General features: G+C 67.7%; 12 protein-coding genes. 8 read left to right on the top strand and 4 right to left on the bottom strand.

Annotated elements, in window-relative coordinates; genetic code table 11:
* Positions 1 to 15 precede the first annotated feature (15 nt).
* Positions 16 to 1,707 carry a long-chain-fatty-acid--CoA ligase gene (locus tag ASE64_RS00990; RefSeq protein ID WP_055774680.1) on the bottom strand — a complete coding sequence of 564 codons (1,692 nt, stop codon included), beginning with the start codon at positions 1,705 to 1,707 and terminating at the stop codon, positions 16 to 18.
* Between the two features lie 98 nt (positions 1,708 to 1,805).
* Between ASE64_RS00990 and ASE64_RS00985 the strand changes: the two genes are divergently transcribed.
* Genes ASE64_RS00985 through ASE64_RS00970 form a run of 4 tightly spaced genes read left to right on the top strand, consistent with a single transcriptional unit; the run spans position 1,806 to position 5,414 of the window.
* The gene (locus ASE64_RS00985) at positions 1,806 to 2,885 is read left to right on the top strand and encodes a type III polyketide synthase (protein ID WP_055774676.1); all 1,080 of its coding nucleotides are present in this window, start codon (positions 1,806 to 1,808) and stop codon (positions 2,883 to 2,885) included.
* A gap of 2 nt (positions 2,886 to 2,887) precedes the next feature.
* Complete coding sequence (locus ASE64_RS00980) at positions 2,888 to 3,430, top strand: isoprenylcysteine carboxyl methyltransferase family protein (protein WP_235480508.1); 543 nt, start codon at positions 2,888 to 2,890, stop codon at positions 3,428 to 3,430.
* Positions 3,427 to 4,473 carry an NAD(P)/FAD-dependent oxidoreductase gene (locus tag ASE64_RS00975; protein ID WP_055774669.1) on the top strand — a complete coding sequence of 349 codons (1,047 nt, stop codon included), beginning with the start codon at positions 3,427 to 3,429 and terminating at the stop codon, positions 4,471 to 4,473. Before ASE64_RS00980 ends, ASE64_RS00975 begins: the two co-directional genes overlap by 4 nt.
* Positions 4,474 to 4,484: 11 nt before the next feature.
* A complete protein-coding gene (locus tag ASE64_RS00970) occupies positions 4,485 to 5,414 on the top strand; it encodes an oxygenase MpaB family protein (RefSeq protein WP_055774666.1) in 930 nt (309 codons plus the stop codon).
* A gap of 6 nt (positions 5,415 to 5,420) precedes the next feature.
* Here the strand turns inward: ASE64_RS00970 and ASE64_RS00965 are convergent, their stop codons facing one another.
* On the bottom strand, positions 5,421 to 6,425 hold the full coding sequence (locus ASE64_RS00965; RefSeq protein ID WP_055774663.1) for an aldo/keto reductase family protein: 1,005 nt from the start codon (positions 6,423 to 6,425) through the stop codon (positions 5,421 to 5,423).
* 72 nt (positions 6,426 to 6,497) lie between these two features.
* Between ASE64_RS00965 and ASE64_RS00960 the strand changes: the two genes are divergently transcribed.
* The 4 genes from ASE64_RS00960 to dinB all read left to right on the top strand — a co-directional run bounded on the left by ASE64_RS00960 (position 6,498) and on the right by dinB (position 9,468).
* Complete coding sequence (locus ASE64_RS00960; protein ID WP_055774660.1) at positions 6,498 to 6,794, top strand: DUF6412 domain-containing protein; 297 nt, start codon at positions 6,498 to 6,500, stop codon at positions 6,792 to 6,794.
* A 91-nt stretch (positions 6,795 to 6,885) separates the two neighbouring features.
* Positions 6,886 to 7,650, top strand: coding sequence for a YidC/Oxa1 family membrane protein insertase (locus tag ASE64_RS00955; RefSeq protein ID WP_055774657.1), 765 nt, complete (start codon positions 6,886 to 6,888; stop codon positions 7,648 to 7,650).
* A 19-nt stretch (positions 7,651 to 7,669) separates the two neighbouring features.
* Complete coding sequence (locus tag ASE64_RS00950) at positions 7,670 to 8,215, top strand: DUF1697 domain-containing protein (RefSeq protein WP_055774654.1); 546 nt, start codon at positions 7,670 to 7,672, stop codon at positions 8,213 to 8,215.
* On the top strand, positions 8,212 to 9,468 hold the full coding sequence (gene dinB / locus ASE64_RS00945; protein WP_055774651.1) for a DNA polymerase IV: 1,257 nt from the start codon (positions 8,212 to 8,214) through the stop codon (positions 9,466 to 9,468). The genes ASE64_RS00950 and dinB overlap by 4 nt, the downstream gene beginning before the upstream one ends.
* Here the strand turns inward: dinB and treZ are convergent.
* Together treZ and treY are read right to left on the bottom strand one after the other, a co-directional pair.
* Positions 9,447 to 11,213 (bottom strand): malto-oligosyltrehalose trehalohydrolase, encoded by a 1,767-nt coding sequence (gene treZ, locus ASE64_RS00940; RefSeq protein ID WP_055774648.1) that lies wholly within the window; start codon positions 11,211 to 11,213, stop codon positions 9,447 to 9,449. The two genes, dinB and treZ, sit on opposite strands and share 22 nt — an antisense overlap.
* Positions 11,210 to 13,558 (bottom strand): malto-oligosyltrehalose synthase, encoded by a 2,349-nt coding sequence (gene treY / locus ASE64_RS00935; RefSeq protein WP_055774644.1) that lies wholly within the window; start codon positions 13,556 to 13,558, stop codon positions 11,210 to 11,212. The genes treZ and treY overlap by 4 nt, the downstream gene beginning before the upstream one ends.
* Between the last annotated feature and the right edge of the window lie 2 nt (positions 13,559 to 13,560).

Raw genomic sequence — 13,560 nt, 5'->3', positions numbered from 1 at the left:
TCTCCAACTCCCGGCTCAGCCGCGGTCGGCCAGCAGCTGCTCCCTGACCGCCCGGCGCAGCACCTTGCCGATCAGCGATTTCGGGAGCTCGTCGATGACCACGATCCTCTTCGGCACCTTGTACGCGGTGAGCTGATCGCGGCACCAGTCGCGGAACTTCTTCTCGTCGAAGTCGGCCTTGGAAGACAGCACCACCGCCGCTACGACGTCTTCTCCGCCGCCGCCGCTGGGCATGCCGACCACAGCCACATCGGCGACTCCGGGGTGCTGTCGGAGCGCGTCTTCGACCTCTGAGGGCGCGACGTTGAAGCCGCCCGTGATGATGAGCTCCTTGATGCGGTCGACGATCGTGACGAAGCCATCGGCATCCTGCGTGCAGATGTCGCCCGTGCGGAACCAGCCGCCGTCGAGCAGCACGGCGTCGGTCTCATCGGACTTCTGCCAGTACCCCTGGAACACCTGCGGGCCACGGATCAGCAGTTCGCCCTCTTCGCCCGGCGCCCTATCGACGGAGGTGTCGTCGGGATCGACCACGCGGATCTCCGTGCTGGGAAAGGGCACGCCGACGGTGCCGGGCCGACGGCTCGGGCCGATGGGATTGCCCAGTGCGACGGGGGAGGTCTCGGTGAGTCCGTAGCCCTCGACCAGGTAACCGCCCGTGGCCTTCTCCCAGAGTTCGACGGTGGAGACCGGCAGATTCATTGCACCCGAGATGGCGAACCGGATGCCCGTGAGATCGACCTTGCGCTTCTCGGCACCCAGGGCGAGCCGCTCGTAGATGGGCGGCACGGCGGGAAGGAACGTGGGCGGATGCGACTTGGCCGCGTCGAGGACGAGGTCGACGTCGAACTTCGGCAGCAACACGAGCCGGGCACCGCTGTTCATCGCGAAGGTGAGGCAGAGCGTGAGCCCATATGCGTGGAACATGGGCAGGACGGCGTAGATGACCTCCTTGCCCGCCACCATCCCGGGAACCCACGCTCGCCCCTGCAGGGCATTCGCATGCAGATTGAGGTGGGTGAGCTTCGCGCCCTTCGGCGTTCCGGTCGTGCCGCTGGTGTACTGGATCACGGCGAGGTCGTCGACCGAGGGCCGTGGCACGGAGCGTCGGATCGGCCGGTGATTGAGGAGCTTCTCCCACGGCGTGCTGCGCTTCGAGTCTGCGGTGAGCGCCTTACGCGCCTCGCGGGCCTTCGGCACCGGCAGGCGCAGGGCGAGTCTCTTGGAGAGCGGCATGGCGCGGGTCACATCGACCGCGATGACCGTGTCGAACGCAACGTCGGCGGGCATCGCGTGGATGCGGTCACCCACCTTGTCCCACACGATGGCGACCTTGGCGCCGTGGTCTTCGAACTGATGGCGCATCTCACGGTCCGTGTAGAGCGGGTTGTGCTCCACGACGACCGCACCCAGCCGAAGCACGGCGTAGAAGGCGATGACGTGCTGCGGGCAGTTCGGCAAAACCAGGGCGACCCTGTCGCCGTGGCCGACGCCCGCGCGGCGCAGCCCTTCGGCCGCTCGTGCCACAAGCATTCCGAGCTCGGCATAGGTCGTGGTCGAACCGAAGAAGTCGAGCGCGACGTTGGAGCGGAACGCACTGATAGAAGCGTCGAGCATGTCGACGAGAGACCCCGTCGGCAGCTCGATCGTGGAGGGTACGCCGTCTGCATACTGGGAAACCCATGGCCGGTCGGTCTCGATGGTCATTCGTTGCCCTTCGCGTCGTCGTGAGGTCATTATGACGCAGTCGAAGGGCTGTCTCATGGGCGTCGATCGAGACGCATGCATCGTGCTACCGTGCGAGCGTGTCGCGAATCGTCGGGGTATCAGCCGCTCTTCCTTCGAACTCGTATGCCCAGAAGGACATCACCGAGGCGATAGCGCCGATGATCACGCGTGACCGGTCGAAGCAGGCTGTGCTGCGGCGTCTGCACGAATCGAGCCGGGTCGAGCGTCGTCACCTGGTGCTGCCGATCGAGCGGTACCTCGAAGAGCAGAGCTTCACGACCACGAACGACATCTTCATCGAGGCCGCGACCGATCTCGCCGAGGAGGCTCTCGCCGATGCCCTGGCGCAGTCCGGGATCGCCGCCGACGAAGTCGACTTCGTCTTGTTCACCTCGGTCACCGGCGTGTCCGCGCCCTCCATCGATGCCCTCCTGGTTCCGCGAATCGGGCTCAGATCGGATGTGAAGCGCGTGCCGATGTTCGGCCTCGGCTGCGTTGCTGGAGCGGCGGGCATCGCCAGGCTCGACGACTATCTCGTCGGTCACCCCCACGGCGTGGCCGTCTTGATCGCGGTCGAGCTGTGTTCGCTCACCGTGCAGCGCGACGACGACTCGATGGCGAACCTCGTGGCGTCGGGACTCTTCGGCGACGGAGCGGCGGCCGTCGTGATGGTCGGCGCAGAGCGCGCGGCCGCACGCACAGACGAGGGATTCGACGTCGTGGGCGTGCGCAGCGCCCTCTACCCCAACACTCGAGACGTGCTCGGGTTCAACCCCGGCGAAACGGGGTTCCGCATCGTCTTGACGGCCGGGGTCGCCGACGTGATCGACGAGCACTTCGGTCATGACATGACGCTGTTCCTCTCCGACCACGACACCGCCGTCGACAGAATCGGGCGCTGGATCGCGCATCCCGGCGGACCGAGGGTGCTCGAGGCGTTCAGCGACGCGCTCCAGCTTCCGGCCGATGCCCTCGACGCCAGTTGGGATTCGCTGGCCCGCGTCGGCAATCTGTCGTCGGCCTCGGTCCTGCACGTGCTGGCCGACAGCATCCGCGATCACACACCGGCGGCCGGCGAACTGTGCGCCCTCTTCGCGCTCGGGCCGGGCGTCTCGGCCGAACTCGTTCTGATGAGATGGTCTGGAGATTCGAAGTGACCCTGTCGGTGCCGCTCTACGTGATTCTCATCCTGCTGACCGGGGGCGAGCGCATCGTCGAGCTCGTGGTCTCGACGCGCAACGCGGCCTGGGCTTTCGCTCGCGGCGGCATGGAGTTCGGCAGACGGCACTTCGGGCCCATGGTGGCTCTGCACACGGGCCTCCTGCTGGCGTGCCTCGTCGAGACCCTCCTCGCCGACAGGCCGTTCATCCCGTGGCTGGGGTGGCCTATGCTCGTCGTCGCACTGGCGAGTCAGGCTCTGCGCTGGTGGTGCATCGGCTCGCTGGGTCGGCGCTGGAACACGCGCGTCATCGTGGTGCCCGGTCTGCCTCTCGTGCTGCGGGGACCGTATCGGTGGCTCCGCCACCCCAACTACATCGTCGTCATCGCGGAGGGCATCGCCCTCCCTCTGGTGCACAGCAACTGGGTGACCGCCCTCGCGTTCACCGTGCTCAACGCCGTGCTCCTGTTCGGATTCCGCATTCCGGTCGAGGAACGTGCCCTCGAGGCGGCGCTCGGCGAAGAGCCGGTCGCCCCGAGATGACACCGGTCGACGTCGACGTCGCCATCGTGGGAGCGGGCCCCATCGGACTCGCCGGCGCCATCGAGTCGCGTCTGGCCGGGTACTCCGTGGCCGTCATCGAACCGCGGAGCTTTCCGATCGACAAGGCCTGCGGCGAGGGTCTTATGCCCGGAGCGGTCGGCGCCCTGGCTCGTCTGGGGGTGCATCCACCGGGCGTTCCGATCGCGGGCTTCCGCTACACGGATGCGACCAGGTCGGCCGAGCACCGCTTCGCCGGAGCCTCCGGCCTCGGCGTGCGCCGCACGGCTCTGCACGACGCGCTCGCGGCCCGTGCCGACGAGCTGGGCGTGACGCGGGTGGATGGCCGGGTCACCGACGTGGTGCAGCGTGCCGACGGCGTGACGGTCGGCGACGTGCGCGCGTCGTGGTTGCTCGCGTGCGACGGGCTGCACTCGACCGTGCGGCGGGTGACGGGGCTCGAGCGTTTGCCGAGCCCGCGAGTCGACCGCCGCCGCTTCGGTCTGCGCAAGCACTATGCGGTCGAGCCGTGGACAGACCTCGTCGAGGTGCACTGGGTTGCGGATGCGGAGGCGTACGTCACGCCGCTGGCCGGAGGCCTCGTCGGCGTCGCCGTTCTCGGCCCGCCGCGCACGGATTTCGACGACGTGCTGGCCCGCATGCCGGAGCTACGCGCTCGGCTCGGACGGGCAGACGCCGTGGAGGCGCTCCGCGGTGCCGGACCACTGCGGCAGCGCAGCTCGGCCAGGAGTGTCGGCCGGGTGCTGTTGCTGGGCGACGCCTCGGGCTATGTCGACGCACTCACCGGCGAGGGCATCCGGGTGGGCCTCGCCCACGCCAGGGCGGCCGTCGAGGCGATCGGTGCCGCCGATAGCCGGTCGGCGGCTGTGTACGACCGCGAATGGGTGCGCGTAAGCCGCGACTTCCGTGTGATCACCTCGGCGTTGCTCGCCGCAGCGCAGTCGCCCCTGCGGCCCCTCATCGTGCCGGCGGCCCGCACGCTGCCCGGCCTTTTCGGGCTCGCCATCGAGCGTCTCGCTCGCTGAGAGGAAACACCGTGAAACTCGTTCCCGCCGCCCTGCGCGATCGTATCCGCCTCGTCCTGAGCGGCTCCAGCAACGAGCCGCCGGAGTGGTCGGTGCGCCTCGACGAGGGCGACGACGGAGGCTTCTTCGCGCCGGGCTCTGCCACGTGGAGCGTGCACGGCGGAATGTCGACGATCGTCGCGGGGATCCGAGCGCTGCTGATCCAGGCGCTGCACCCGGGTGCGATGGCCGGCGTGCACGATCACTCCCGCTACAAGGAGGATCCGCTCGGACGACTGGCCGGAACGATCCGGTGGATCTTCACGGTGAGTTACGGAGACACTCGGACGGCGATCGGCACATCGAACTGGGTGCTGAAGATGCACGAGCGGGTCGTCGGCAGCTACCTCGATGCGCACGGTGCGGAGCGCCCCTATTCAGCGAACGACCCCGAGTTGTTGAGCTGGGTGCACCTCGCCTTCACGGATTCATTCCTCGCGACGGCGAAACTCTACGGAAAGCCGATCCCGGGTGGCCCTGATGCATACGTGCGCGAGTGGGCGAAGGCGGGCGAGCTGATGGGCGTGCAGAACCCGCCGCGTTCGGAGGCGGAGCTCTCATCGCAGTTGCGCGAGTACCTCGATGCGGGACAGCTGGTCTACAACAAGCGTGTGGCCGATGCCGTGTCGTTCATCCGTCGACCTCCGCTGGGCCGCTCTCTGATGCCGGGCTACGCCCTCCTGTTCGCGGGAGCCGTCGCATCCATCCCCGAGCCCTATCGGGGCATGCTGCGGCTGCGCACCCCGGCGCTCGGGCCCATCCGACTGCCCGTGGCGGCGTTCACGCGACTGACCCTTCGTGTTATCGCGGGAACCCTGGAGAAAGATCCGCCGAGCGAGCTTGCGGCACGCCGCAGGCTCGCCCGGCTGGGCGTCGACGGGCCGGCCATCACCCCCCGATAGCGCCGATCAGACGGGACGTGTCTCGGGCGAGACCGTGTGCTTGGCGTCGCGCACGACGACAGAGCCCAGCGCCTCGTCGATGCGCGCCAGGATGCCCTCGTCGAGGGTCACCCCGGCGGCCTTCACGTTCGACTCGACCTGCTCGGGGCGCGATGCTCCCATGAGGGCCGAGGCGACGTTGGGGTTCTGCAGCACCCACGCGATGGCGAGCTGCGCCATCGTGAGACCGAGGTCGTGCGCGATGGGCTGAAGCAGCTGCACCCGGGTCAGCACGTCGTCGTTCAGGAAGCGCTTCACCATGTCTGCGCCGCCCTTCTCGTCGGTCGCGCGGCTTCCCGGCGGAAGCTCAGCCCCCGGCTTGTACTTGCCGGTGAGCACTCCCTGGGCGACGGGAGACCAGACGATCTGCGACAGACCCAGCTCGGCCGACGTCGGCACGACCTGGTCTTCGATGACGCGCCACAGCATCGAATACTGGGGCTGGTTCGAGATCAGCTGGAAGCCGTGCTCTTTCGACAGGGCGTGGCCGGCTCGGATCTGCTCCGCGTTCCATTCGCTCACGCCGATGTAGAGGGCTTTGCCCTGGCGCACGATGTCGGCGAACGCCTGCATCGTCTCTTCCAGGGGCGTCTCGACGTCGTAGCGGTGAGCCTGGTAGAGATCGACGTAGTCGGTCTTCAACCGACGCAGCGATCCGTCGATCGACTCCATGATGTGCTTGCGCGAGAGGCCCACGTCGTTGGGGCCCTTCGGGCCGGTGGGCCAGTACACCTTCGTGAAGATTTCGAGCGATTCGCGGCGCTGATGCTTCAGCGCCTTGCCGAGAACCTTCTCCGCCGCCGTGTTCGCGTAGGCGTCTGCGGTGTCGAAGGTCGTGATGCCGGCGGTCAGCGCGGCTTCGACGCACTGCGCCGCGATGTCGTTCTCGACCTGCGATCCGTGGGTCAGCCAGTTGCCGTATGTGATTTCCGAGACTTTGAGCCCGGACTTGCCGAGGTATCTGAATTCCATGTTCGCCACGCTACTCCTCGCACTGGACGGCGGCTGGGGGTAGCGTGGGAACCCCCGATACGACAGGACACCATGGCCGCTACGCTCGAGATGATCAACCATCTCCTCGGGTTGGCCCTGGCGCTGACGTTCAGCACGGGCGCCGTCGACACGGTCGCCGTGGTGGGCGTGGTGGCGCTCAGCGCCCTTGCCGTGGCCCTGTGCGCGCACTACCTGGCGAGCCTGATCGCGAATGCGACCACGTCGCCCGTCGAGCAGACGAGTTTCGAGAGAGCGGCGCTGCGCGTCTTGGTCGTGCAGAGCGATCCGAATGCCGCGGGCCGTCCGCGCACGAGAGCGCCGGCACGCATCCTCCCGGTCGCCGCCTAGCCCAGAGCTGATCTGCGCGAGCGCCATCGAGCGCGCGGTTCGCGACCACACGTCATCCATCTTTCGCCCATGACGTTGGGATATCTCTGCCATGAATCCGTACACCCTCGGCCCTGTCGCCGCAGTCCTCGATGCCGCCTACGCCGTCGTCGTCCACCTCGAACTTCTGCTCGAACCCGTTTTTCCGGTGGCCGCAGCCGGTGCCGCCATCGTCGTCATCACGCTGCTCGTTCGGAGTGCGCTCATCCCTGTCGGAGTCTCGCAGGCGCGGGCCGAGGTCGCCCGCCGGCGACTCGCCCCGGCGATAGCGCGCCTCCGACAGAAGCACGCGAAGAATCCCGAACGCATGCAGCGTGAGCTCATGGACCTCTACGCGGCAGAGAAGACATCGCCGTTCGCGGGGTTCCTGCCGATGCTCATCCAGCTGCCGATCGTGTCGATCGTCTACGGCCTCTTCACCCAACTGCACGTAAACGGTCACGCGAACGGCCTGCTCGAGCAGACCGTCTTCGGTGTTCCTCTCGGCACGAGTCTGCTGTCCGTCTCCGGCGACGGCCTCGTGTGGGCTGATGTCGCCGTCTTCGGCGCGATCCTGGCGTCGATCGCGATCGTCGCCACGTTGTCACGGCGTTTCCTGGCTCCGCTTCCTCCGCTGGCTCAGCCAGCAGTTCCCGCGACGCCGGTCGCCCCGACCGTGCCGGGAGCGGAATCGCTCACGCGCATCCTGAGCTATCTGCCGTATCTCACCGTTCTGTTCGCCGCCTTCGTACCGCTTGCGGCGGCCCTCTATCTCGCCGTGACGACGGCCTGGAGCTTCGGGGAGCGGCTCATTCTGCGGCGTCGGATGGCAGGATGAGGGGATCGAGGAGGCCGTCGTGACGACGTATGTGGCACTGGTGCGCGGCATCAACGTGGGAACGAGCACCCTTGTGGCGATGCCCGACTTCCAGCGGGTGCTGGAGGAACGCGGGTTCACCCGAGTGAAGACGCTTCTTCGCAGCGGGAACGCCGTCTTCGACACCGAGGCGACGATGTCGCACGGCGACATCGCCGATCTCGAGGCCCGCTTCGTGGAAGCGACGGGTGTCAGGGCGCCGTTCGTGGTGATCGAGGGCTCGGAGTTCGTCAGGATCGTTGACGAGAATCCGCTCGCCGAGATCTCCGACAATCCCTCACGGTTGATGATCTCGTTCCTGCCCGGGCCTGCGCCTGCGGGCGTCACCACGCCGGATGCCGCGGCGCTGCTTCCCGAGGTCGTGCGGGTGGGAGGCAGGGCGGTATACGCGTGGTGTCCCCACGGGGTGTCGGCGTCGAAGATCCCGGCGGCGTTCTGGCGGCAGTTCGGACAGGGGGCGACCGTGCGGAACGCGAACACCGCGGCCAAGCTGGTGTCGCTGGTGCTGCCTAGACTCGAGGAATGACGATCAGTGCGGGGGTAGACGACTCGACCGCCACCATGCTGCACATCGACATGGACGCCTTCTTCGCCTCGGTCGAGCTGCTCGATCACCCCGAGCTACGCGGCCAGCCGGTCATCATCGGCCACGCCGGCGGTCGGGGAGTGGTGACCAGCGCCACGTACGAGGCGCGTCGTCTCGGGGTGCATTCGGCCATGCCCGTGTCGGTGGCGATGCGACTGGCACCCAAGGCCCATGTCCTCCCGCCGCACATGCACCTCTACAAGCACTACTCCGCCGAGGTGATGCGCATCTTCCACGACATCACGCCGTTGGTCGAGCCGCTCAGCATCGACGAGGCCTTCCTCGACGTGTCGGGTGCCAGAAGGCTGCTCGGCAGTCCCAGCGAGATCGGCGCCCAGGTGCGGGCGCGGGTGTTCGCCGAGACCGGCCTCACCTGCTCGGTGGGCGCCTCGTCGACCAAGTTCGTCGCCAAGATGGCATCGCAGCGCGCCAAGCCCGACGGCATGCTGGTCGTTCCCGAGTCAGAGATCCTCAACTTCCTGCACCCTCTGCCGATCAAGGCGTTGTGGGGCGTGGGTGCGAGCACCGAGGCGGCACTGGCTCGCATCGGCATCAAGACCGTTCGAGAACTGGCCGAGATGCCGCTGCCCGCTCTCACCAGAGCGGTGGGAGAGGCGTCAGGCCAGAAGCTCCACGCCCTGGCGCTCGGCATCGACCCCCGCGGCATCGTTCTCGAGCGCCAGGAGAAGAGCATCGGGCACGAGAACACCTTCGAATTCGACGTCTCCGATCGCCGGGTCCTGCATCGCGAGCTGCTCAAACAGGCGAACCAGGTGGCCGTGCGATTGCGCAGGGCCGGCCTCGAGGGTCGCACCGTCGCGCTCAAGCTCAGATTCAGCGATTTCACCACCATCACCCGATCGCGCACGCTCGCCGAACCCAGCGACCTCGGCAAGCAGATCTACGACGAGGCCAAGTCGATCTTCGATGCGCTCGACCTGCGCGACGACCAACGGGTGCGGCTCATCGGTGTGCGGGTGGAGCAGCTCGCCGAGTCGGGGTCTGTTGTGCACCAGCCGTCGCTCTGGGTCGACGAGGCCGAGTCTCAGACCGACGGATGGCGCGACGCCGAGCGCACGATCGACAAGCTCTCGGCGCGTTTCGGGTCAGGGGCCGTCGGCCCCGCATCGCTTCTGAAGAAGAAGGCGAGCGGGGCCTCGGGCGACGAGCCTCAGGAGACGCGGGGCCGGTAGACCGTCACCGAGTGCGGCGCGACCGTGTGCGAATCCCCGCGAGGGCTCCACTCCAGCAGAACGTCTGCGTCATCCAGCAGCGCCGAGGGGGCCTGCAGCGGCTCCTCGGCCAGGTTGATCAGCACTCTGACGTCACCGCGCGTCAGCTCGAGCCAACGCTCGTCCTCCGAGAACTCCACCGAGAGATGCGGCCAGCGCGGGTCGGTGAAGGCGGGCACGGTTCGGCGCAACGTCGTGAGCGCCGTGTAGAACCTCAGCAACCGCGCGTGCGCGGAATCAGCGTCTTCGGCTTCGCTCCAATCGAGCTTGGAGTTGGCGAACGTCGAGACGTCTTGCGGATTTGGAACGACCGACTCGTCCCACCCCATGCGCTCGAACTCGGCGATGCGACCCTCTGCTGTGGCCTTGCCCAACTCGGGTTCGGGGTGCGAGGTGAAGAACTGGAACGGCGTGGACGCTCCCCATTCCTCACCCATGAACAGCATGGGCGTGTACGGACCGAGAAGGGTCAGCGCCGCCGCGATGGCGAGTTGCCCTTCGTCGAGCGACGCGGTGAGCCGGTCTCCGATCGCCCGGTTGCCGATCTGATCGTGGTTCTGATTGGCCACGACGAGGCGCCATGTGAGCACGTTGGCGGTGTCGATGCGCTTGCCGTGGTGACGGCCTCGGAAGCTCGACCACGTTCCGTCGTGGAAGAAGCCCGAGGTGAGCGCCTTGGCCAGAGCGCTCAGCGGCTCGAAGTCGGCGTAGTAACCCGATGTCTCGCGTGTGAGGGCGACGTGCACCGCATGGTGGAAGTCGTCGCTCCACTGGCCGGCGAGGCCATAGCCCTGCTGGTCGCGGGCGGTGAACATGACGGGGTCGTTGAGATCGGACTCTGCGATGAGGCTCAGCGGGCGGCCGACGAAGGCCGACCATGCATCGGTCTCGGCGCCCAGTTCGCTCAACAGGTGGCGGGAGCTCTCATCGTGCAGTGCGTGCACGGCGTCGAGCCGCAGACCATCGACGTGGTACTCCTCGAACCACATGCGGGCGTTGTCGAGAATGAAGCGCCGTACCTCCGTCGAGCCGTGGCCGTCGAGGTTGATCGCCTTGCCCCAGGTCGTTCCGGCGGCCTCGTGCTCGTACGGACCATAGACGCCGAGATAGTTGCCGCTGGGGCCCAGGTGGTTGTAGACCACGTCTTGGATGACGGCGAGACCGCGAAGGTGACACGCGTCGACGAACCGGCGGTAGGCATCCGGACCGCCGTAGGTCTCTTGAACGGCGAACCAGAGAACGCCGTCATAGCCCCAGTTGTGCGTGCCGTTGAAGGCGTTGACCGGCATGACCTCGACGAAGTCGATTCCGAGTGACACGAGGTGATCGAGTCGCTCGATCGCCGAGTCGAGCGTGCCCTCGGGTGTGAACGTGCCGATATGCAGCTCGTAGATGGCACCGCCGGCGAGCTGTCGTCCGGCCCAATCGTCGTCGTTCCACACGTACGATTCGGCGTCGACGGTGCGGGTGAGTCCGTGCACGCCCTCGGGTTGGCGACGCGAGCGGGGATCGGGGATCGGGCCGACCGAGTTTCCGTCGGCGTCGTCGACGATATACCCGTAGTCGACCTCGCCCTCCGGCGTCGCCGGGCCGGCGCTCCACCAGTCGTCGGCTGATCTGGTCATCTCGAGCGTGCTCCCCGCGACGACGAGGCGCACACGGTGGGCGTGAGGAGCCCACACATCGAATCGGAGACGTTCGGTCATTCGGAGAGATCCTCTCGGACGGCGGCGAGGAGGGCGACGGGAAGGTCGGCGAGCAGCTCGGACACGGCCACCGGGCCTGCCTCGATGCGGCGTCCGGTGAGGACGTCGACGCTGTCGCGTTCGATGGTGATCTGGGTCGAGCCCCAGCCCTCGGCCTGGGCGAGCGACCAGGGAAGACGCGTCGCGATCGTGATCGCGCCGCCCCTGTCGAAGGCGATCACATGGCTGGCTGCGTCGCCGTGCGCCTCGACGGGGGTGTATCCCGTGAAGAACTCGGGATGCTCGTGCCGAAGACGAAGCGCGCGCGACGTGACGAGCAGCTTTGCGGCGCCCGTCTCGTCGACGGACGGCAGCTCGCCCGTGTCGAGGATCTCGAGCAGCCGACGTCGCTCGTCGAAGTCGACCGGTCGACGGTTGTCGGGGTCGACGAGGGAGTTGTCCCAGAGCTCGGTGCCCTGGTACACGTCGGGAACGCCCACCATGGTGAGCTGGATCAGCTTCGCGGCGAGCGAGTTCGACCAGCCCGCGGGCCGGATGCGAGTGGCGAGCGCCTCGACGAGCTCGTGGGTGCGCGGGTCGTCGTAGGCGGCATCGACCGCGGCATGCAGGGCCTCCTCGAACTGCTCGTCCGGTGCGTTCCACGTCGTGGATGCGCCGGCTTCGCGAGACGCCTTCTCTGCGTAGGCGTGCAAGCGCTCGCGCTCGATCGGCCAGGCGCCGATCGCGGTCTGCCAGAGGAGAGAATCGAAGGCCTCGTCGCCGATGGGTGCGGATTCGCGCAGCCCCTCGAGCGTCTCGAGCCACGTGTGCGGCAGCTCGCTCAGCACGTCGATACGAGCGCGGACGTCTTCGCCACGCTTGGTGTCGTGGGTCGAGAGGGTCGTCATGGTGCGGGGGAACGACGCCATGCGCTGCCACTGGCGCGCGTGGAATTCGCCGGCATCGATCGCGAACTCGGCGGGCTCCCCGCCCACCTCGTTGAGCGACACGAGCCTGTTCCAGCGATAGAACGCCGTGTCCTCGACGCCCTTGGCCATGACCATGCCCGATGTCTGCTGAAAACGGATCGCGCCAGCGTTGCTGGGGTGCGACAGGGCCGCCGTGACGACATCGAGTTCTGCGGTGAGGTCGGGCCGCGCTGCCAGAGCGGCGCGGTGAGCCTCTTCGAGCTTCTCGACACCGGACGGGAGGTAGGAGCGGTAGACGGGGAAGCAGGTGAGCAGCTCGGCGATCGCGTCCGCGATCGCGGGGGAGCCGCGCCAGGCAGCATCCGCCAGGGCGTCTTCGCGGTCGAGGTCGCGCTGGATCCGCAGCACCTCGGACCGCAGGATGCCGTCGGCGATGCCGCGCTTCGTGTCGTGGATCAACGTCGTCCAGCTGTCATGCGCGCTCTCGCCGTCGCCGAGGCCCAACGCGACGTTCAGGAACTGCTCGCCCGAGGCATCCACCAGCACCCGATCGATGTCGCCGAGCGCGTCGTAGCCGGTCGTGCCTGCCGTCTTCCAGGTGGGCGGCAGCTTCTCGCGACCCTCGAGGATCTTCTCGACGAGAACGTAGGCGCCGCCCGTGAGCTCGGCGAGGTGCTCGAGGTAGTCCTCGGGGTCGGCGAGCCCATCGGGGTGATCGACCCGCAGCCCGTCGGCCAGGCCGTCGGCGAACCAGCGCCCGATCTCGGCGTGCGACTCCTGGAACACCCACGGCACCTCGACCTTGACGCCGGCGAGGGTCGTGACGGCGAAGAACCGTCGGTAGTTCAATTCGGAATCGGCGCGCCGCCAGTTCATGAGCTCGTAGTGCTGCCGCGAGTGCACGGTGATCGCGTCGGCGCCGTCGTCGGCCGTTCCCGGCGCGACCGGGAATCGGTTGTCGTAGTAGTGCAGTTCCTTCGCCCCATCGGGACCCGTGGCGAGCTCGAGCGCGTCGAGGGAGTCGTCGCCCAGCACGGGCAGGCGAACCTTGCCGTGGCCGAACTCCCAGTCCACGTCGAAGGCCTCGGCATGCCGGGAATCGCGTCCGTGCGTCAGCAGCTCCCACCACCACACGCTGAGCGGGGCCGTCGCCACACCCACGTGATTGGGCACGATGTCGACCAGGACGCCGAGGCCGCGCGCGTGGGCTGCCTCGGAGAGCCGTTCCAGCCCATCCGGCCCGCCGCGCTCGGGATCGACACGGCTGTGGTCGATCACGTCGTAGCCGTGGTTGCTGCCGGGCTCGGCCTCGAGAATAGGCGACAGGTACACCCAGTCGGCGCCGAGGTCGGCGAGGTAGTCGATGAGTTCAGCCGCCGCGTCGAGTGTGAACGACGACGAGATCTGGAGTCGGTAGGTGGAGAGGGGTTCTCGCATGG

The organism is Agreia sp. Leaf210 (assembly GCF_001421485.1).
Classification (GTDB): domain Bacteria; phylum Actinomycetota; class Actinomycetes; order Actinomycetales; family Microbacteriaceae; genus Agreia.
This window is presented reverse-complemented; position numbering and strand designations above follow the sequence as displayed.

Coding starts and splice junctions, on each gene's coding strand:
- ASE64_RS00965 (WP_055774663.1), bottom strand. CDS start 6,425: ATGGAATTCAGATACCTCGGCAAGTCCGGGCTCAAAGTCTCGGAAATC.
- ASE64_RS00975 (WP_055774669.1), top strand. CDS start 3,427: ATGACACCGGTCGACGTCGACGTCGCCATCGTGGGAGCGGGCCCCATC.
- dinB (WP_055774651.1), top strand. CDS start 8,212: ATGACGATCAGTGCGGGGGTAGACGACTCGACCGCCACCATGCTGCAC.
- ASE64_RS00960 (WP_055774660.1), top strand. CDS start 6,498: ATGGCCGCTACGCTCGAGATGATCAACCATCTCCTCGGGTTGGCCCTG.
- treY (WP_055774644.1), bottom strand. CDS start 13,558: ATGCGAGAACCCCTCTCCACCTACCGACTCCAGATCTCGTCGTCGTTC.
- ASE64_RS00990 (WP_055774680.1), bottom strand. CDS start 1,707: ATGACCATCGAGACCGACCGGCCATGGGTTTCCCAGTATGCAGACGGC.
- ASE64_RS00955 (WP_055774657.1), top strand. CDS start 6,886: ATGAATCCGTACACCCTCGGCCCTGTCGCCGCAGTCCTCGATGCCGCC.
- treZ (WP_055774648.1), bottom strand. CDS start 11,213: ATGACCGAACGTCTCCGATTCGATGTGTGGGCTCCTCACGCCCACCGT.